This window comes from Kitasatospora sp. NPDC033851, from assembly GCF_055576085.1.
In genome coordinates, this window is the sequence record NZ_JBVIRL010000049.1 from 12624 (window position 1) to 30969 (window position 18346).

At 74.4% G+C, this 18346-nt stretch carries 15 protein-coding genes and 1 pseudogene; all 16 read left to right on the plus strand.

Annotated elements, in window-relative coordinates; translation table 11 throughout:
* Nucleotides 1-44: 44 nt before the first annotated feature.
* The 16 genes and pseudogenes from ACZ51D_RS41265 (at nt 45) to ACZ51D_RS41340 (ending at nt 18089) form a co-directional block, all read left to right on the plus strand.
* Nucleotides 45-2168 (plus strand): ATP-binding protein, encoded by a 2124-nt coding sequence (locus ACZ51D_RS41265; RefSeq protein ID WP_465665431.1) that lies wholly within the window; start codon nt 45-47, stop codon nt 2166-2168.
* 193 nt (nt 2169-2361) lie between these two features.
* Nucleotides 2362-3912, plus strand: coding sequence for a phage tail sheath family protein (locus ACZ51D_RS41270; RefSeq protein ID WP_360509024.1), 1551 nt, complete (start codon nt 2362-2364; stop codon nt 3910-3912).
* Nucleotides 3913-3951: 39 nt separating this feature from the next.
* Nucleotides 3952-4392 (plus strand): phage tail protein, encoded by a 441-nt coding sequence (locus ACZ51D_RS41275; RefSeq protein WP_350524442.1) that lies wholly within the window; start codon nt 3952-3954, stop codon nt 4390-4392.
* Entirely contained in the window at nt 4389-4886 is a 498-nt protein-coding gene (locus ACZ51D_RS41280) for a hypothetical protein (RefSeq protein WP_360509022.1), read from the plus strand. Before ACZ51D_RS41275 ends, ACZ51D_RS41280 begins: the two co-directional genes overlap by 4 nt.
* On the plus strand, nt 4883-5041 hold the full coding sequence (locus ACZ51D_RS41285; protein ID WP_360509020.1) for a DUF6760 family protein: 159 nt from the start codon (nt 4883-4885) through the stop codon (nt 5039-5041). The genes ACZ51D_RS41280 and ACZ51D_RS41285 overlap by 4 nt, the downstream gene beginning before the upstream one ends.
* Before the next feature lie 3512 nt (nt 5042-8553).
* Nucleotides 8554-8826, plus strand: a complete 273-nt coding sequence (locus tag ACZ51D_RS41290) for a hypothetical protein (RefSeq protein ID WP_360509018.1) — start codon at nt 8554-8556, stop codon at nt 8824-8826.
* A gap of 126 nt (nt 8827-8952) precedes the next feature.
* Nucleotides 8953-9378, plus strand: coding sequence for a phage tail protein (locus ACZ51D_RS41295; RefSeq protein ID WP_360509016.1), 426 nt, complete (start codon nt 8953-8955; stop codon nt 9376-9378).
* A 73-nt stretch (nt 9379-9451) separates the two neighbouring features.
* Entirely contained in the window at nt 9452-10174 is a 723-nt protein-coding gene (locus tag ACZ51D_RS41300) for a CIS tube protein (RefSeq protein ID WP_360509014.1), read from the plus strand.
* Nucleotides 10171-11949 (plus strand): VgrG-related protein, encoded by a 1779-nt coding sequence (locus tag ACZ51D_RS41305; RefSeq protein ID WP_465665421.1) that lies wholly within the window; start codon nt 10171-10173, stop codon nt 11947-11949. Before ACZ51D_RS41300 ends, ACZ51D_RS41305 begins: the two co-directional genes overlap by 4 nt.
* Nucleotides 11950-12003: 54 nt before the next feature.
* Nucleotides 12004-12315 carry a PAAR domain-containing protein gene (locus ACZ51D_RS41310; RefSeq protein WP_360509011.1) on the plus strand — a complete coding sequence of 104 codons (312 nt, stop codon included), beginning with the start codon at nt 12004-12006 and terminating at the stop codon, nt 12313-12315.
* A gap of 25 nt (nt 12316-12340) precedes the next feature.
* Nucleotides 12341-12838: a GPW/gp25 family protein gene (locus ACZ51D_RS41315; protein WP_465665423.1), complete on the plus strand. Its 498-nt coding sequence runs from the start codon at nt 12341-12343 to the stop codon at nt 12836-12838.
* On the plus strand, nt 12838-14799 hold the full coding sequence (locus ACZ51D_RS41320) for a putative baseplate assembly protein (protein ID WP_360509007.1): 1962 nt from the start codon (nt 12838-12840) through the stop codon (nt 14797-14799). The genes ACZ51D_RS41315 and ACZ51D_RS41320 overlap by 1 nt, the downstream gene beginning before the upstream one ends.
* A 268-nt stretch (nt 14800-15067) precedes the next feature.
* Entirely contained in the window at nt 15068-15631 is a 564-nt protein-coding gene (locus tag ACZ51D_RS41325; protein ID WP_465626333.1) for a phage tail protein, read from the plus strand.
* A gap of 3 nt (nt 15632-15634) precedes the next feature.
* Nucleotides 15635-15703, plus strand: a pseudogene (locus ACZ51D_RS41330) (zinc-ribbon domain-containing protein); the annotation flags it as partial.
* 504 nt (nt 15704-16207) lie between these two features.
* Nucleotides 16208-16981: an NADase-type glycan-binding domain-containing protein gene (locus ACZ51D_RS41335; RefSeq protein ID WP_465665433.1), complete on the plus strand. Its 774-nt coding sequence runs from the start codon at nt 16208-16210 to the stop codon at nt 16979-16981.
* A 109-nt stretch (nt 16982-17090) separates the two neighbouring features.
* The gene (locus tag ACZ51D_RS41340; RefSeq protein WP_465665425.1) at nt 17091-18089 is read left to right on the plus strand and encodes a PI-PLC domain-containing protein; all 999 of its coding nucleotides are present in this window, start codon (nt 17091-17093) and stop codon (nt 18087-18089) included.
* Nucleotides 18090-18346 lie beyond the last annotated feature (257 nt).

Genomic DNA, 18346 nt, shown 5'->3' on the forward strand with positions numbered 1-18346 from the left:
CAGCCACGCCGGACCCGGGCCCGCCAGTCCCGTCGGTGACGTCGGTGACGTCGGTGACGGAAGCCGCGTCGTCCCCGGAGGCCACCGACGGGGCACCGGCCGGACCCGACCACCTCTGGGAACGGCTGCACCGCGTCGAGCAGCGGGTCCGCAGCGCGGTGTGCGAGCGCCGGGCCGACGACCCGGACCCGGACGACCCGTACCGCGGCCAGTACCTCAGCCCGGAGGCGGTGGAGCGGATCCTGGCGGCCTCCGCCACGGCCTTCCGCGACGGCGGAGCCCCCGGCGACGGTCCCGCGCCGCCGCCCGGCTCGCGGCTCGCCCGGCTCGGCGAGGCCTTCGGGCTGCTCCCGGTGGATATCGAACTCCTGCTGGTGGCCCTCGCCCCCGACCTCGACACCCGCTTCGAACAGCTCTACGGCTACCTCAACGACGACCTGACCAGACGCCGGGCGACCGTCGGGCTGGCCCTCGAACTGTGCGGACTGTCAGGGGCCGGCGCCGGCCGCTTCCGGTTCTCCGTACGGGCCCCGCTGATCGCCGGCGGCCTCCTGGACGTCGCCGAGCCGGAGCGCCCACTGCTCTCCCGCACCCTGCGCGTGCCGGACCGGGTGACGGCCCACCTGCTCGGCGACGACGAGCCGGACGGCGCGCTCGCCGGGCTGGCCCGCCGCGCCACCCCCGGGCCCGACCCCGGCGCCGGAGCGGCCGCGGAGTTCGTCGACCGGGTGCGCGCGGCCGCGGCGGACGGCGGACTGGTGCACCTGCTGGACCGGGACGGGCACGCCGGGCCGCCGGCCGTGGCCGCCCTCGCCGCCGACGGCCGGCCGCCCCTGGTCATCGACGCCGCCGCGCTTGCCGCCCGCCCGTCGCCGGGCATCGTGCGGGTGCTCGCCCGCGAGGCGCGGTTGGCCGGGGGCGGTGTGGTGCTCGGACCGCTGGACCGGCTCGAACCCGAACGGCCCGAGCGGGCCGCCCTGTTGCGCGACCTGTGCGCGGAACTCGCGGGCGTCCCGCTGATCGTGCACGGCCCGCAGGTGTGGGACCCGGCCTGGTCGCGGGAGAGCCCGCTGGTGGTCACCGTCCCGCCGCCGGACGCGCGCGGTCGGACCGAACGCTGGGCCCGCGCCCTGACCGGTCCGTCGGACGGCGGTGAGCCGGACCCGCTGAGCGAGGAGCTGGCCGAGGCGGTGGCCGCCTACCGGGTGGACCAGGAGAAGCTGGAGCGGGCCGCCGCCGTGGCGGCCAGGACGGCGGCCGCCGAACGGCGCCCCGTGCGCGCCGAGGACGTGCGGGCCGCGGTGCGCGCGCAGAACGCCGCGGGCCTGGCCCGCCTGGCCCGCCGGATCGAACCCGCCGTCGGCTGGGCCGACCTGGTGCTGCCCGATCCCACCGCGGGCCGGCTGCGCGAGCTCGTGCTGCGCGCCCGGCACCGCGACCAGGTGCTCGGGCAGTGGCGGATGCGGCCGGGCGGCGGTCGGGGCAACGGTGTGATCGCCCTGTTCGCGGGGGAGTCGGGCACCGGCAAGACGATGTCGGCCGAGGTCGTCGCCGCGGAGCTCGGCATGGAGCTGTACGTCGTGGACCTGTCCACCGTGGTGGACAAGTACATCGGTGAGACCGAGAAGAACCTGGAACGCATCTTCACCGAGGCCGCGCAGGTGAACGGCGTCCTGCTGTTCGACGAGGCGGACGCGCTGTTCGGGAAGCGCTCGCAGGTCAAGGACGCCCAGGACCGCCACGCCAACGTGGAGACGGCCTACCTGCTGCAGCGCATGGAGTCGTTCGAGGGGATCGCGGTGCTGACGTCCAACCTGCGCGCCAACCTCGACGAGGCGTTCACCCGCCGGATCGACGTCATCGCGGAGTTCCCGCTGCCGGACGAGGCACAGCGGCTCGTGCTGTGGGACCGCTGCCTGGGGCCGCGGCTGCCCCGCGGTGACGACCTCGACCTGGACTTCTGCGCCCGGCACTTCGAACTCACCGGCGGCTCCATCCGGGCCTGCGCGGTGTCCGCGGCCTACCTGGCCGCCGGAGCGGGCGCTCCGCTGGGCATGGCACAGCTGGTCGCCGCGGTGGTCGGCGAGTACCGCAAGCTCGGCCGGCTGGTGCTGGAGAGCGAGTTCGGGCCGTGGCTGAGCGTCCTCGGGGACGCCGGGCGCACCTGACCGCCCGTCCGCCCGTCCGCCCGCACGTCCGCCCGCCCGCTCGGCGGCGGGCGGTGGGGCCTGCGGGTACCCGTCGTGGTGGCCGCCGGGGGCAGTCGTTCTTGCCCCCGGTCCGGGACCTCGGGACATGTCCCCGGACGGTGCCCGGGCAGCAGACTCGGGGACGAATGACCGGCCACCCGAAGGAGCGCGAATGCCGTCGTACCTGACCCCGGGCGTGTACGTGGAGGAGGTCCAGTCCGGTGCCCGGCCGATCGAGGGCGTCGGCACGGCCGTCGCCGCGTTCGTCGGCTTCGCCGAGACCGGCCCCTTCCACGAACCCACGCTGGTGACCAACTGGGACCAGTACGTCCAGCGGTTCGGCGGGTTCACCGAGGGCACCTACCTGGCCCACTCGGTCTACGGCTTCTTCGCCAACGGCGGCGGTTCCGCCTACGTGGTGCGGGTCGGCGACCCGGCTCGGCAGGCCGCCGCCGGTGCCCCCGCCCCGGCCGTCGGAGCGCCCGCGCCCGTCGCGGTCTCCGGCTTCCTGTTCTCCGCCCTGCCCGGCGCCGGCGGCGAGGTGTCCGTCGAGATCGCCGACGCGGAGGGCGAGAACGTCCCCGAGGACCGCTTCCGCCTGCTGGTCCGCCGGGGCGCCGAGGTCGTGGAGACCTACGACGTCTCGACCCGCAAGAGCACCAAGGGCTACGTCGTCACCCAGCTGCGCGAGTCGAAGCTGGTCGCCGTCACCGAGCAGGCCGGCACCGCGCCGAGCCGCCCCGAGCGCCGGACCCACGCCCTGGCCGCCGCCCCCGCGCCCGCCACCGGGCCGGTCGCGGCCGCCGCCGCCCGGCTCGACCCCGCCGAGTACGTCGGCGACTCCGCCGCCCGGACCGGTTTCTCCGGCCTGGAGGCGATCGACGAGATCACCATGGTCGCGGTGCCCGACCTGATGAGCGCCTTCCAGCGCGGCGACATCGACGCCGAAGGCCTGCGCACCGTCCAGCTGGCCGTCATGTCGCACTGCGAGCAGATGGGCGACCGGATCGCCGTCCTGGACCCGCCGCCCGGCCTCAACGCCCAGCAGATGCGCAGCTGGCGCAACGACGAGGCGGGCTTCGACTCCCGCTACGCCGCCCTGTACTACCCGTGGATCAAGGTCTTCGACCCGGCCACCGGCCGCAACGTCATGGTCCCGCCGAGCGGGCACGCCGCCGGCGTGTGGGCGCGCAGCGATGCCGAGCGCGGCGTGCACAAGGCGCCCGCCAACGAGGTCATCCGCGGCGCGGTCGACCTGGAGATCCGTCTCAGCAAGGGCGAGCAGGATCTGCTCAACCCGATCGGCGTCAACTGCGTGCGGGCCTTCCCCGGGCGCGGCATCCGGATCTGGGGCGCCCGCACCCTCTCCTCCGACCCGGCCTGGCGCTACCTCAACGTGCGCCGGCTCTTCAACTACCTGGAGGAGTCCATCCTCCTGGGGACCCAGTGGGTGGTCTTCGAACCCAACGACGACCGGCTGTGGTCCAGCATCCGCCGGAACATCACCGCGTTCCTCACCGAGGAGTGGCGGCGCGGGGCGCTGTTCGGCCAGACCGCGGCCGAGGCCTTCTACGTCAAGTGCGACCGCGACAACAACCCGCCGGAGTCCATCGACCTCGGCCAGGTGATCTGCGAGATCGGCGTCTCTCCGGTGAAGCCGGCGGAGTTCGTGGTGTTCCGGCTGTCCCAGTTCTCCGACAGCACGAGCCTCGTCAACGAGTGACCGGCACGGTCGGCATCCATCGGAAGGTAACAGCACGTCATGGCTGAAGGCGATCCGCTCTCCACACACATCTTCGGCGTCCAACTCGGCGGTTACAACGTCGAGTCCGTCAAGGAGATCAGCAACCTGACGGTCGACCAGGAGGTCGTCGAGTACAAGCAGGTGACCCAAGAAGGCAAACTGATCGTCCGCAAGCAGCCGGGCGCCCGGATGCCGGGCGAGGTGACGATCACCCGCGGCCTCGACAAGAGCAGCGCGTTCTCCAACTGGATCAAGGAGACGCTCAACAACGGGGCGATCAACACCGCGCGGCAGAACCTCACCATCGAGGTCAAGGACACCACCGGCGCCACCCTGCGGCGCATCCAGCTGACCAACGCCTGGGCGAGCCGCTGGGAGGGCCCCACGCTCACCGCCGGCGAGTCCAGTGCCGCGTCGGAGACCGTGACCATCGTGTTCGAGGAGATCAGCGTAGAGTGAGGCGGAAGATCGGCCTGGAGGAACTCCTCGAACGGGCCCCGGCCGCGCAGAGCACCGCGCCACCGGCACAGCAGCCCGCCGGGCCGTCCGGGTATCCTGGGCCGTCCGGGCCCCAACGGCGCGCGCCGCACACCGAGTTCGAGTTCGAGCTGCCGCTCGGCTACGTCGACGATGAGGGCGGCGTGCACCGGCACGGCACCATGCGCCTGGCCACCGCCCGCGACGAACTGATGCCGCAGATCGACCTGCGGGTCAAGGAGAACCCGGCCTACCTGAGCGTGGTGCTGCTCAGCCACGTCATCACCAGGCTGGGCGACCTCACCGACGTGCACACCGGCATCGTCGAGCGGATGTACGCCACCGACGTCGCCTTCCTCCAGGACCTCTACCAGCGGATCAACAGTGAAGGCCACACGCGCGCCGCGGTGACCTGCCCGCACTGCGACGGCGCCTTCGAGGTCGACCTCGCCGGTGGGCGCCTGGGGGAATCGTGACGTACGCGCCTGCTCGGCTGTACGAGGAGATCGCGTACATCGCCTATCACTTCCACTGGCAGCGGGAGGACATCCTCGACCTGACCCACCGCGAACGCGGGCAGTGGGTGCGCGAGATCGCGCGGATCAACACCCGTGTCAGCGAAGGCGGGTGAGCCGGGTGGGGCTTCGGGACTGGATCAGCCGCCGGAAGGCGGGTGAGGCGGCGGACGGTGATGTCGGCGGTCTCGGCGGTGCCGGCGTTGTCGATGGTGGCTCCGGCGACGGTGTCGGTGGTGGCTCCGGCGACGGTGCCGGGGCAATGGCCGGGGTTTCCGGTGCCGGCGGTGCCGGTCGGCGTGGCCCGGCCGCGGGGGACGGAGGGTGGCGCGCGGTACGGCCGCTCGCCCCGACCCTGTCCGGGGCGGCGCGTGGGGTCAGCGACGGCCTGACGTTCAGGTCCCGGCTCGCCGCGTGGCAGGACCCCTCGCTGAGCGGCCCGCTCGGCCATGCGGTCCTGCCGTCCGCCCCGGCGGGGATCCTGCGGGCGATGGCGCGGCCGGTCGCGCCGGCCGCACCCGTCGCGGGCGGGGACCAGCTCGCCATGCCGGTCGCCACGGGTACGTTCGGGGCGGGAGAGCCACGGGCGGACGAAGCGGAGCCGGCGGCGGACTCGGGGGCGTCGAGGAAGGCGCGGCCGGTTCAGCGGTCCGGCGCGGTACGGCGGCTTCCCGTGCGGTCGGCGCCGCGAACGGCGCGCTCGGCTCGGGCCGACCGGCCGGCGGCTTCGGAGGGCGGTCGCGGCGGTAACGGTGGTGTGCCGACGGTTGGTGAGCGCACGGTTGGCGAGCTCACGCCCGGCGCGGGAATGCCCGGTGCGGGAGTGCCTGGTGCGGTTGCCGCGTCGGCGCGCCGGAGCGAAGCCGTGGGTCCGGCCCGCCCGGTGCGGCCCCGCCCCGTCGGCGAAGCGCTGATCGTGGCGCGGCGCCCCCGGTCGCTGCCCGCGCGCCCGGTGACGGCGGTCCCCGGGACAGCGGTCCCGGTGACGGCGGTTCCGGTGCCGGCGGTGCCAGCGGCAGGTGGGACGCCGGGTGCCGTCTCCGGGATGCCGAGCCGCAGCCCGGAGACGGCCGGTGGCACGGGCTCGCCCGCGACCGGCGAGGCCGCCGTGCGGACGGCGGCCGGCCCGGGTGTCACCGCCGGGACCGCGCGAAGCGGGCCGGCCGAAGGGACCGTCCAGCGTGCTGCCCTGCCGGGCACCGCTGCGCCCGCCCGCCCGGTCCTCGGTGCGCCGATGACCTCCCTTCCCGCGAGCGCCTCACCCGTGGCCCGGGCCGCCACCGGCCCGCAGCTCCCCGACGCAGCCTCGGGCCCGCAGGCCATGCCGGTCGTCCCCGCCGACGCGAAGTCCACCGGCACCGAGTCGGGTGGACTCGACGCCACCCAGGACCGGCGTGCCCGTACGGCTGTCGAGCCGGGCGGCGCGGCGCCGCCCCGCCCCGCGCGTGGGCCCGTCGGCGCCGGACCCGTCCAGCGCACGCCGTCCGGGGCCGGTGCCTCCTCGCAGCCACCGCTGTCCACACCACCGTCCGCACCGTCATCCCATCCGTCGGCGCCGACTCCCGAACGTGCCGGACAGGTACGCCCCGACCCGTCGCCCGCCGCCCGTACCCGAGGGGGCCTCGGTGCGCCCCTCGACGCGCTGCCGCCGACGGCCACTGCGCCGGGCCGCACCGCCCCGCTGCTCGGTGGGCGAGCACCGGTCCGACGGATCACGACCCCGACGACGGGTGCTGCCACAGGCGGCAGCACCGGGAGCGCGGCGGAGCAGGGCACGCCCGCCGCCACGGCGCCGCTGGTCGGCGAGGGGCCGCGGGTGCAGCGCGCCGTCCGGCGTTCCGGCGACGGCCCGGCGGAGTCGCCGGCCGGACCTCAGGGCGGCAACGACGGACTGGTCCCAGGCCGGGGCCCGGTCGGCGGAAGGCCCGGTGTGCCACCCACCGTCCGGCGCTCCGGCGACGGCCCGGCGGAGTCGACAGCTCGACCTCAGAACGGTGGACCGGACGTGCCCACCGCTGCAGCCGCGCCCGTGGTCGGCGAGGGGCCGCGGGTGCAGCGCGCCGTCCGGCGTTCCGGCGACGGCCCGGCGGAGTCGGCAGCCCGGTCCCAGAACGGCGATGACGGACGGTCGGCGGGCCGAAGCGGCCCGGCCGACGGTGGTTCCGGTGCGCAGACGAGTCGGGAGCACCGGGCGGGCACCGCGCCGCAGCCGGTCGCCCCTGCGACCCGGGCCCGCCCGGCCGGGGACCCGAGCCACGGTGGCGCTCCGCTCGGAAACGGTGCTGGTGTCGGTGTCGGTGCCGGTGTCGGCCCGGCGGTTCCCGCGCGGCCGGTGACCGGAGGCTGGGGCGTGCAGCGCGCCGTGGCACGCACCGGTCCGAGGCGTGGGCTGATCGGTGAGCGCCCGATGAGGTTCGCCCTCGCCGCCCCGCCGACGCCGCCCGCGACCGGGACGGGCGCTCGGCCCGGCGCAGGCACGGCGGCGCCGGCCCCACCCGTGGTGCCGGCCGTCTGGCCCAGGGCGCTCCAGCCGCGCACGGACGGCGAATCGGCTGCCGAGCCGGCGGCGCCCGGAGGCCGGGGTCGCGGGCCTGCGGCTGCTCGGCAGCGTTCGCGTTCGCGGCATACGCCCGGCGCGGGGGACGGCCGTACCGCCGTCGGGCAACCGGCTTCGCAGGGAAGGTCGTTGGGAACCGGCGCTGCGGGGCCCGCAGTCGTGCAGGGCCGCCAGTCATCCGGCGCGGCTGCGGTGCAGCGTTCGTCGGAGCGAGGCGGCGGCCGGGGGACGGCCGATCACCCTTCAACGCGCGGGAGTTCGGCGCTGCCGGGCCCCGGTCCGGCAGCCACGGCGCCGGGCAGGCCATCCGGCGTGGGCGCGGTACGGGGGGTTGCGGCTGCGGTGCAGCGTTCGCTTTTTTCTCGGCGTCCATCGGCCCGGCGAGACGCCCGGCCGGCGACCGATGACCCGTCGGCGCAGGGGAGTTCGGTGCCGGGCGGCTCGTCCGGTGCGGTGCGCGGGGTCGCGGCTGCGCTGCAGCGTTCGCGTGCGTGGCGTCCCTCCGACCGGGTGGACGGCCGGGGGGCGGGCGATCACCCGTCGGCGCGAGGCAGTTCGGCGCCATCCGGCCCACCCGGCACCGCTGGCCAGGCCGCCCCGACCGGGCCCACGGACCCGCCGCGCGCCCTGCCCGGCCGGGCCCGTGCGGCGGTTCCGACCGCGGGCGGCCCGGTGCCCCCGGCGCTCGGGCGGCCGCAGGGTGGCACCACCAACGCGGGTGGCCCGGCCATACAGCGTGTCGTCGCACCGGCGTCCGCAGGGCGTCCGGGGCCCGGCGGCTCCGCTTCGCCGTCCGCTGCCGCGCCCACGGGTCCGCGCCCGCCCGTGGTCCGACTCGCGACGCTGACGGCCCCGTCGGTCCAGCGGCTCCCGGCCGCCGGCCGGCTTCCCCAAGCCTCCGCGCCGCCGCCGGGCCGGGCGGCGGACCCGCAGCTTCCCGTGGCAACCTCGCCCGTCGCGTTGCGCGCCACGAGCGCTCCTGTCGTACCGTCCGCCCTCTCCGCGACGACCGGGCCTGCGTCACCGGCGCCCAAGCCGCCACCGGCGGGCACGGCGCGGGTGTTGCAGCGGGTGGCCGAGCAGGCAGGCCTGGTCGGGGTGCCGTTGACCGCCGTGCCGGCCCGTACGCCGACCACGGTGCAGGCCGCCCCGCCGATCAACTCGCCCTCCCGGACGGGTTCCTCGCCGCCCGCCGGCGGATCACCGGCCGAGACGGGGGGCCAGGGGCCCGCCGACCTCGACGAGCTGGCCCGGCGCCTGGTCGAACCGGTCGGGCGGCTGCTGCGCACCGAGCTGCGCAGGGGGAGGGAGCGCAGCGGGCGGCCGTACGACGGGCGCCGCTGAGCGCAACCGAGCAGAGCGCAGCGAAAGGGCGCAGCAGGCAGGGCGCAGCAGGACAGGACAGGCGGCCGGTTGGCGACCGCAGCAACGTGACCGGAAGCAGTACACAGGAATCAGGATGCGGAACCGATGACCGACAACATCTTCGCGACCAGCGTGTTCTTCAGCCTGACCATCGGCGGCAACGACCTGGGCGAGTTCACCACCTGCTCGGGGCTCGGCGCCCAGGTCGAGATCGAGCAGTACGCGGAGGGCGGCAACAACGGCTTCGCCTGGCAGCTGCCGGGCCGCATCACCTGGTCGAACATCACGCTGACCCGCGCGGTCACCGCGGACACCGTCAAGATCGCGCGCTGGCTGAACGAGATCGTCCGGAAGGTCGAGCCGAAGGACGGCGAGATCGTGGCGCTGCGGCCCGACTTGAGCCGGATCGTCGGCTGGCAGGTGCTCGGGATCGTCCCGGTGCGGTGGGAGGGGCCGTCCTTCGACCCCTCCAGCTCCCAGGCCGCGATGGAGACCCTGGAGATCGCCCACGCGGGCCTGCGCCCGTCCTGACGTCCCAGGCAGTCCCACCAGTCGTCCCCCGGCCGTCCCACCAGCCGTCCCAGCCACGTAAGGAGCACCCAGGATGTCCTCGGCGGTCCCCGCGAGCGTCACCCGGGCCCAACTGACCATCATGGAGCCGCCGTCGACGGTCGGCGCCCAGCCCGGCGGCGCGCTCGCGCAGCTCCAGCTCCAGTTCAACCCGGCGACCCTGGTGCTGCGCAAGACCACCGAGTGGCGGCGGACGCCGTCCCGGATGGCGGGCGAGTCGGCGTTGCCCGAGTTCGTCGGCAGCGGTCCGCGCTCGCTCTCCCTCGACGTGTTCCTGGACTCGACCGCGACCCACGACAACTCGGTGGAGCGGGCGGTGGAGAAGCTGATGACGGCGTGCGTGCCCACGCCGACCAGCCTGGCGCGCAAGACGCCGGCCAGTCCGTGGATCCGGCTGGACTGGGGCACCCTGAAGACGACGTCGTTCAACGGGGTGCTGACCGGCCTCTCCGTCACCTACACGCTGTTCGACGTGAACGGCAATCCGCTGCGGGCGGTCTGCTCGCTCACCATCGACGAGGCGAGCGTCGACCCGGCGGGCCAGAACCCGACCTCCGGCTCGCCGGAGGCCCGCAGCACCCACCGGGTGATCGCGGGCGACAGCCTGCCGCTGCTCGCCTGGCGCGCGTACGGGGACGCGACGGCGTGGCGCACCATCGCGGAGGCCAACGACATCGACGACCCGCTGGCCCTTGTCCCCGGCGCGGAGCTGATCGTGCCGGGGATCGACGAGCTCACCCGGGTGGGGCGGCCATGACCACTCCCGAGGCCCGGGGCGGCCGGTCGTTCGCCGCGGATCCGGTCGTCGAGGCGCCGGGCCCGCTGCCGCCGATCTGGGCGACCCAGCTGGTCTCCTGCGACATCGAGGAGAGCGTCGGCCTGCCCGACACCGCGGTGCTGGCCTTCCGGGACGCGAACCACACCTTCCTCGCCGCGACGGGGATCACCATCGGTACCAAGCTGCGGGTGTCCGTGGTCACCGTGCAGGGGCACACCCGGGCGCGGCTGTTCACCGGCGAGGTGACCGCGCTGGAGCTGGAGGTGGACACCACGGGCTCGTACACCGTGGTGCGCGCGTCGGCGGTCACCCACCGCCTGATGCGCGGGCGCCGGGTGAAGGCCTTCCGGAACATGACGACGGCCGACATCGTCCGCGAGGTCGCCGCGGGCGCGGGTCTGGCCTGCGGCCGGATCGACTCCTTCCCGGTCGTCCACCAGCAGCTCTCCCAGGCGAACGTCCCGGACTGGGAGTTCCTCCAGTTCCTGGCGCAGGAGAGCGGCGCCAACGTGCGCGTCGACGACGACGGGAAGCTGGAGTTCGTCCGGCCCGAGCCCGCGTCCGGGGCGCCGGCCCCCTCCACCCCCGCGCCGCAGAGCCCGCTGGTCCTGGAGTACGGCCGCAACCTGCTGGAGCTGCGCGGTGTGCTGACCGGCGCGGCCGGCGCGGACACGGTCGAGGCGCGCGGCTGGAACGTCACCACCAAGAGCGCCCTGGTCGCCACCGAGCCGTCGGTGACCTCCCGAACGGTGGTGCCGGGGATGAGCCCCTCGACGGTGACCTCCGCCTTCCCCGGACCCGCCCGGCTGACCGTCGCCGACACCCCGTACCGCACGCAGGCGGAGACCACCGCCGCGGCCCGGTCGCTGGCCGCCTCGGTGGCCGCCGGCTTCGGCGAGCTGGAGGTGGTCGCCGAGGGCAACCCGCGGCTGCGGGCGGGCACCGCCGTCGCCCTGGGGAACGTCGGCGCCGCCTTCTCCGGCCGCTACACCGTCACCGGGGCGCGCCACCTCCTCGAACCGTTCCGCGGCTACCGGACCACCGTGGTGGTCAGCGCGTCGCCCGACCGCTCCCTGGCCGGGCTGGTCACCGGCGGCAACGCGCCGCCGCGCGGGCCGCGGATGCCGGGCCTGGCCGTCGCCGTGGTCACCGACGTCCGGGAGCCGGGCGACGGGCAGCGCGGCTGGGTGAAGCTCAAGTTCCCGTGGCTGGACGACACCTACGTCTCCGACTGGGTGCGCACCGTGCAGTGGGGCGGCCACGGGGGCGGCGGCGTGGTCAGTCCCGAGGTCAACGACGAGGTGCTGGTCGGATTCGAGCAGGGCGACCTGGACAGCCCCTACGTGCTGGGCGGGCTCTACAACGGCGTGGACCGGCCCTCGTCGCACGACGTGCCGCTGGTCGACGCGGCCTCCGGCAAGGTCAACCGCCGCTCCGTGGTGTCCCGTTCGGGCCACCGCCTGGAACTGCTGGACGTGCCGGGCGGCGCCTCCGGGGTCCGCCTGGCGAGCGGGGACAAGAAGCTGGAGGTCAAACTCGACCAGCAGAACGGGGAGATCGTCCTGACCGTCCACGGCCTCGGCGGCGCGGCCGGCAGCACGGTGCGGCTCTCCTCCTCCGGCATCACCCTGGACGCGGGCACCGGAACGGTGGACGTGCGCGGCGGATCGGTGACCGTCCGGGGAACGACGGCGGTCACGGTGGACGGCGGGGCCGAGGCGGTCATCAAGGGGGCGTTCGTGCGCATCAACTGACGGACCGTCGGAAAGCACCATCAGAGCAGAGCATCAGAGCATTGGAGACCGTACATGCCCCCCGCAGCCCGGACCGGCGACATGACCGATCACGGCGGCGCCCTCACCACCCCGCCGCCAGGCGCCCTCAGGGTGGCGACCGTGCTGATCGGCGGCCGGCCCGCCGCGGTGGTCGGCAGCATCCACGCCTGCGTCCCGCACGTGGAGATGGGCCCCGCCAACCTCGTCGAGCCCGAACTCGGCACGGTGACCGGGGGCGTGGTCCTGATCGGCGGCCTCCCCGCCGCCCGCCTGGGGGACAAGACGACCTGCGGCGCCACCATCACCACCGGCGCGTTCAACGTGCTGATCGGAGGCGTCGCGTGAGCGAGCGAAACAGGGAGAGGCACGCATGAGCGGGAGCTTCATCGGCCGCGGCTGGGCCTTCCCGCTGCGCGTGAACGCCACCGGCGGCATCGGCATGGTCGACCGGGACCGGGAACTCGCGGAGGCCATCCGGCTCATCCTCGGCACCGCCCCCGGCGAGCGGCCGATGCGCCCGGAATTCGGCTGCGGCATCCACGAGTACGTCTTCGCCCCGGGCGACAGCACCACCGCCGGGCGGATCGCGCGCGAGGTGCGCATCGCCCTGGAACGCTGGGAGCCGCGGATCGAGGTCGACGACGTGGTCATCGCCTTCGACAGCGTCGACGAGGGCACCCTCTACATCGACGTCCACTACACCGTGCGCGCCACCAACGACCGCCGCAACCTGGTCTTCCCCTTCTACACCATCCCGGAGTCCCCGGCCGCGGAGTTCTCCGCCGCTGAGTCCGCGGCCACAGGCTTCCCGGCCACAGGTTTCCCGGGCTCCTGGTTCCCGGCGACCGCGGGCGGGGGCGCGAGCTGATGGCCCTGCCCTCCCCGAACCTGGACGACCGCCGCTTCCAGCAGCTCGTCGACGAGGCCAAGCGGTACGTCCAGCAGCGCGCGCCGGAATGGACCGACCACAACGTCTCCGACCCCGGCGTCACCCTCATCGAGACCTTCGCCTACCTGGTCGACCAGCTGCTCTACCGGCTGAACCGGGTACCGGAGAAGAACTACGCCGCCTTCCTCGACCTGCTGGGCATCCGGCTCTTCCCGCCCGCCGCGGCCCGGGCCGAGGTCGACTTCTGGCTCTCCGCCCCGCAGCCCGAGACGGTCCTGCTGCGGGCGGGCACCGAAGTGTCCACGCTGCGCACCGAGACCGACGAGGCGGTGGTCTTCTCCACCGCCGACGACCTCCCGATCGTCCCCAGCTCGCTGGACCGGCTGGTCACCGTCAACGCCTCCGGGGAGCAGACCGACTGCACGGCCCGGCTGGCCGACGGCGCGGACGTCCGGTGCTTCCAGCCGCGTCCGATGGCCGGGGACGCCATGCTCTTCGCCCTGCCGGCCGTGGTGCCGCGCTGCATCCTGGTCGTCCGGCTGGACAGCCGGGTGGAGGGCGTCGGCGTCGACCCGCGCCAGCCGCCGCTGGCCTGGGAGGTGTGGGACGGCGCACGCTGGATCGCCTGCGAGACCGGCAGCGACACCACCGGAGGCCTGAACCGGCCCGGCGAGGTGGCGGTGTTCGTGCCCGCCGGACACGCCGCGTCGGTGGTCGCCGGCCGGCGGGCCGGCTGGCTGCGCTGCCGGGTCACCGAGCCGCAGCCGGGCCAGCCGTTCTACTCCGAGTCCCCCACCATCCGCCGGGCCGAGGTGTTCACGGTCGGCGGCACCGCGACCGTCGTCCACGCGCAGACCGTCACCGACGCGTCGCTCGGCTCCTCCGAGGGGGTCGCGGGCCAGCGCTTCCGGCTCGCCAGACCGCCGGTCCTGCTCGACGGCGAACCCCCGGTGGTCGAGGTCGCGGCCGGCGACGGATGGGAGCCGTGGGCGGTCGTCGAGCACTTCGGCGACTCCTCGCCCGCCGACCGGCACGTGGTGCTCGACGCGACCACCGGCGAGTTCCTCTTCCCGCCCGCGGTACGGGAACCCGACGGCAGCCTGCGCGCCTTCGGCGCGGTGCCGCCCAAGGGCGCCCGGCTGCGCGTCCCGCACTACCGCACCGGCGGCGGGATCGCGGGCAACGTCGCCCGGAGCACGATCACGGTGCTGCGCAGCTCCGTCCCGTACATCGCCCGGGTCGACAACCGCGAGGCGGCGAGGGGCGGGGTCGACGGCGAGACCGTCGAGAACGCCAAGCTGCGCGCCCCGCACCAGCTGAGGCTGCAGGAACGCGCCGTCACCGCCGGGGACTTCGAGCTGATCGCCGGGCAGGCCGCACCGTCCGCCGCCCGGATCAGCTGCGTGCCCGCCGACGGCGGCGAGGCGGGCGCGGTACGGGTGCTGGTGGTCCCCGACGCGGTCGCCGACGACGGCGAGCGGCTGCGGTTCGAGCAACTGATCCCCGACGAGCAGATGCTGGCCACCGTCGCGACGGCCCTCGACGAGCGGCGGCTGATCGGCACCCGGATCGTCGTACAGCCCCCCGCCTACCAGGGCGTGACGGTGGTCGCCCGGCTCACCACCCGCTCCCCGGACCCCGACCGGGTCCGGGAGGCGGTGCTCGCCGCACTGTACGGGTACCTCAACCCGCTGCGCGGCGGCGCCGACGGCTCGGGCTGGCCGTTCGGCCGGGCGGTGCAGTACGGGGAGGTGTTCGCCGTGCTCCAGCGGGAGGCCGCCGTCGCCGGAGTCGAGGAACTGCGACTGTTCCCGGCGGACCCGATCACCGGGCGCCGGGGCGCACCCGCGGAGCGGGTCGAGGTCCCGCCGGACGCCCTGGTCTTCTCCCACCAGCACCAGATCGTGGTCACCTCGGTCGCCGAGGACGGGCAGTCATGAGCGAGCGCAGCGGGGTTGGCGTCATCGGGGTGGGCGTATGAGCGAGCGCAGCGAGTTCATCATCGGGGGGTGCGTGTGGGCGAATGCCCCCGCCGAGCGCAGCGAGGTGGGCGTATGAGCGAGCGCAGCGAGTTCATCATCGGGGGGTGCGTGTGGGCGAATGCCCCCGCCGAGCGCATCGGGGTGGGCGTATGAGCGAGCGCAGCGAGTTCATCATCGGGGGGTGCGTGTGGGCGAATGCCCCCGCCGAGCGCAGCGAGGTGGGCGCATGAGTCGCGCGGCGGTCCCGGGACTGCCCAGCCCGCACCCGATCGGCGAGCTGCTTCCCGCGCTCTTCGCCGACGACGACTTCGCCCAGCGGTTCACGGCGGGCCTGGACACCGTCCTCGCCCCGGTCTTCGCCACCCTGGACAGCCTGCCCGCCTACTTCCAGCCCCGCCTCGCGCCGGCCGACTTCCTCGACTGGCTGGGGTCCTGGGTCGCGGTGGAGGTCGACGCGGCCTGGCCGACGGAGGTGCGCCGCGCGGTGGTCGAGCGCGCCGTCGAGTTGCACCGCTGGCGCGGTACCCGACGGGGACTCACCGAGCGGCTGCGGCTGGTATTGGACGCCGGCGCCGAGATCGTGGACGGCGGCGGCGCCACCTGGTCCACCGACTCCGGTGCCGCCCTGCCGTCCGCGCCGAACGGTGACGTGCTGATCCGGGTCTGGCCGCTGCGCGGTCCGGCGCTGGACGAGGACCAGGTGCTGTCCGTCGTCAGGGCGGGCTGCCCGGTCCACCTGACGTGCCGGGTGGAGATCCTGCCCGGTCCACCCGGGCGAGTGGAGGTTTGACGGATGCCGGTGTGCCCCGAATGTGGAACGGCCAACGGGGAGGGTGACGACTTCTGCGGCAACTGCGGTGCCTACCTGGGGTGGTCGCGCGGGACCGCCGCTCCGGCTGCGTCCGCGCGGGCGGCTGCCGGGCCCGAGGCTGAGCCTGCCGCGACTGCTCCGTCTGCCGCGACTGCTGTGCCCGCTGCGCCTACCGCTCGCAATGCGCCCGCCGCTCCCACTGCGCCTGCGGAGCCCGCTGCACCCGCCGTGCTCGAGCCCGCGCGCACCGAATCCACGTGGCGGACCGTATCGCGACGGGTGACGCGCGGCAGGAGGGAGCAGCCGCCCGTCCGGGACGCCGAGACGCCGCCCCCGCCCCTCGAGGAGCCGCCGGCCCCGCCGGCCGCCGAGACCTCGCGCTCGACCTCGGCCCGCGTGCGTCCGGCACCCGCTCCGGCTCCGGCTCCCACGCCGACGCCGGCTACGCCGCCGAATCCGGAACCGGTCCCGGCCTCCACACCGGTCCCGACTCCCGAGCAGGCCCCGACGACGGCTCCCGAGCCGCCCGCGACTCCCGAACCGCAGGCCGACCCGGTGGCCGTGCAACCCGCCAAGCCCGTCGCACCCCGCCCCGTCGTCCGGGCTTCCGCGGCCGACGAGGCGCAGGACGGCCCGCCCTGCCCCCGGTGCGGCACGCCCAACCTGCCCGAGCGGAAGTTCTGCCGCCGCTGCGCGGCTCCGCTGACCGTCACCGCCGCCGCGCCCAAGTTGCCGTGGTGGCGCACCCGTTGGCCGTTCCGGCGCCGGGTACGGATCGGTGGTTCGGGTAACGCGCTGCGCCGCACCATCGCCCTGCTCGTGCTGGTCGCGGTGGTGGTCGCCGGGGTCCTGCTGTGCCCGCTCGGCAAGAACGCCTACCAGGACGTGCTGGACAAGCTCGGCAGCACCGCGCCGATCACCCCTTCCGAGACCTCGGCGAGCGCCGCCGTCGAGGGCCGTCCCGCGTCCTCGGCCGACGACGGTCTCACCAACACCTACTGGGGCGCACCCGCGATCGGGGACTCGATCACGTTCGGCTTCCGGAGCCCGTTCCGGCTGGTGGACCTGATCATCCACACCGGTGACTCCACGGACCCGGAGCACTTCCGGCAGCAGGCCCGTCCGCTCGTCCTGTCCCTGGAGATGACGGCCTCGAACGGAGAGCAGCACCGGAAGCAGATCACGCTCAACGACCAGCCGGGCCCGCAGACCGTGGCGACCGGGATCAGTGACGTCGTCCAGGTGAAGCTCACCGTCCGCGAGGCCGCCGGGACCGGCCCCGGCCGGGCCATCGCTCTGGCGGAGGTGGAGTTCTTCAAACGGACCTGAGCACGGCGGCGATCAACTGGGCGATGGCCGCGTTTATCGCTCATTTACCGTGCGTCAACGTACAGTTGGTGGGATCGACATGTCCACATCAGGACATCGACGAGAAGGAGTGCCTTCCTTGACCACTCACCCCAGGTACGGTGCCGCCCGGCGGACGGTTCCGGCGATCACGGCGGCGCTGTGCGGGATCGTCGGTGCGACGGCGGTCGGCGCGACCCCGGCGGCAGCAGCCGACCAGCGTCACCCGATCTACGCCATCGCCCACCGGGTCGACACCGTGGACGGCGTGGACGCCGCGCTCAAGCACGGCGCCAACGGCATCGAGATCGACGTCTGCGCCTGGTGGAACCCGAACGAATGGCGCGCCTACCACGACTGTTCCTCGGCCGGTGAGAACCGCCTCGGCCCCAGCTTCGACAGCATGATCGACCGCATCCTCTCCAACGCCAACGCGGGGCGCCGACTGTCGCTGGTCTGGTTGGACATCAAGGACCCGAACTACTGCGGGGAAGAACCGAACCGCACGTGCAGCGTCGCCGGGCTGCGGGACAAGGCCCAGCGGCTGACGGCCGCCGGGATCCAGGTGCTCTACGGCTTTTACGAGTACCACGGCGGGAACACGCCGGACGTCGGCGGCCGGGGCTGGAAGAGCCTCGAGGGCAAGCTCGGCTCCCTGGAGGGCATCACGACAACCGGAAGCCGCGACACGGTCCGAAGCGCCTTCGAGCGCTCCGGCTCCGGCTTCCCGACCGGCCACCGGGCGATGGACTACGGCGACAGCGACATCACCAAGGGGTTCGGCAACTGCACCGAGGCCACCTACAACACCTGCGCGGAACTGAAGAAGGGAGCAGCGGACCGCGCCTCGGGACAGCTCGCGGCCACGCTCTCCTGGACGACCACCTACAACGACCCCTGGTACGCCGACAAGCTGCTGGGCGACGCCCGGGTCGACGGCATCATCGCCGGCTACGGAGCCTTTACCGGAGTGCGCGAGTACGACGACAGCTGGCAGTGCGCCAACGCCGTCAACCTCGTCCGTGACTGGGTGAACCACCACAGCTCCACCCACCGCATGGCCACCAGCGGCGACCGCCTGTTCAAGTGAGAGGACAGATAGCGGACAGGTAGGGGACAGGTACACGTAGGGGACAGCCTCGGGCCGCACCCGGTGCAGACCGGGTGCGGCCCGAGGCTGCTGCTGTGCGGCCTCGGCCGGTGCATTTGTTCTTGGGCACGGAGTAGGAGTACTGTCTCCCAGTCGCTTGGCTGGGAGCACCGGACACGCATCTGCGCGGACGGTCCCGGAGCGGCCAATCCCCTGAAACACCGGTTCCCGGTTCGGGCTGAGTCGTGTCTTGTCGC